The 1,376-nt window shown below is 33.5% G+C and carries 1 protein-coding gene and 1 pseudogene; both read right to left on the bottom strand.

Features of this window, described 5'->3' with window-relative positions; translation table 11 throughout:
* Window positions 1-71: 71 nt before the first annotated feature.
* Window positions 72-656 (bottom strand): YitT family protein, encoded by a 585-nt coding sequence (locus AC1DRF_RS27875; RefSeq protein WP_080781595.1) that lies wholly within the window; start codon window positions 654-656, stop codon window positions 72-74.
* A gap of 521 nt (window positions 657-1,177) precedes the next feature.
* Window positions 1,178-1,376: pseudogene (locus AC1DRF_RS27880) on the bottom strand (hypothetical protein); the annotation flags it as partial.

A 1,376-nucleotide genomic window follows, 5' to 3' on the forward strand; every position in this document is an offset into this window, starting at 1 on the left:
GTCTTTTTAATTTATAAAAAACAGGAAGAGGCAAAAACAGGAGATAGAAGATACTAATTTTATAATTCAAATTACTCTTTTTTAGTAATTAACCAAGTCGTCAATCCCCCTATAAAAATTGTTGAACATGAAAAAAGAAACGTTTTAGGTCCTAGTAAAGGAAGACCTGCTGTTATAATCAAACCGTCTATAATTAAAATAACCATCCCTATGTTCAAAGAAAAAGCTTTTGATATTAGTTGAGCTAGTAAATCTGTTCCTCCAGTGCTTGTCTCATATCGAAGCATAAGACCAACTCCTGTCCCAATAAATATCCCTCCAAGGATTACACTAGAAAAAATAGAAAATTGAAACTGGTTTTTAATAGGTTCTAGCCAGTCAATCAATAAAGAAGAAATAATTAGCCCATAAAAACTATTATAAAAATAATGCCGTTCATAAATCCAAGCAAACCAACATAGTGGGAGACCTAAAATGATCATCGTTACACCTGTCGGGAATTCAAAATAATAGTGAAGGATGAGAGCAATTCCAATTGTTCCTCCATCCAACAAATAATGAGGAACTAAAAATCCATTAATTCCGATGCTTAGCAATAAGCTTCCCACAAAAACAACCGGTATTTTTCGAAAAATAATAATCACCTTTTTAGTCAATTTATCTCTTACTATATTTATATGTTTTTATTACCTGTTATGAATTTTTTTTGTAAATGAATAAAGGCTTATCTCTTGAGCAAACTAGCCAAGACGCCGTGAGGGCATCATAAAATAGCTCTCGACTCCTTACGAGGAAAGAAAAAGCCACTAATTAGAGGGAACATCCCTAATTAGTGGCTTTTTTATTTTTAAACTGTTTAGATCTTTACTTATTGTTTTAAACCTAGATAATTTACGAAGTGATAGAGTTCATACAACTTTTTGGCTGTACAGTTTAAGTGAGGAATTCGGAGAGAGAAAAGTAAGTTTCATAAGTCAGTGTTATCAACTTGTTTTATTTCTTCTAACAAAGAAAAATTTCTAGGGAGCCAGAGACTCAGTCCAGTATGTCCCCATAGATACAACTAAGATGTTCAAAGGCCTTCTTTCTTGATTTCAGTAAATTGGCCATTTATATATCACATCTGTTGGAAAACTTCATTTATTAGGCGAAAAATCTATTGCTCTACTCTACTTAATTACCAATCAAAAAAAGCTTTTAACGCAATCATTGTAGCGGCGTAGACAAGAGATGAGATTAAAAAGGTTGGCAAGTGCGCGTGTTTTTCAAAAGGGAGTTCTTTACTGATAACGTTAAATAACATTGCACCTGAACTAAATGCAATCATCGACTCAATAAGCAGGCCGGATGAGGGCCCGAAGACGCCCATGATTGAT

The sequence above is a fragment of the Priestia sp. P5_B4 genome (assembly GCF_056400385.1).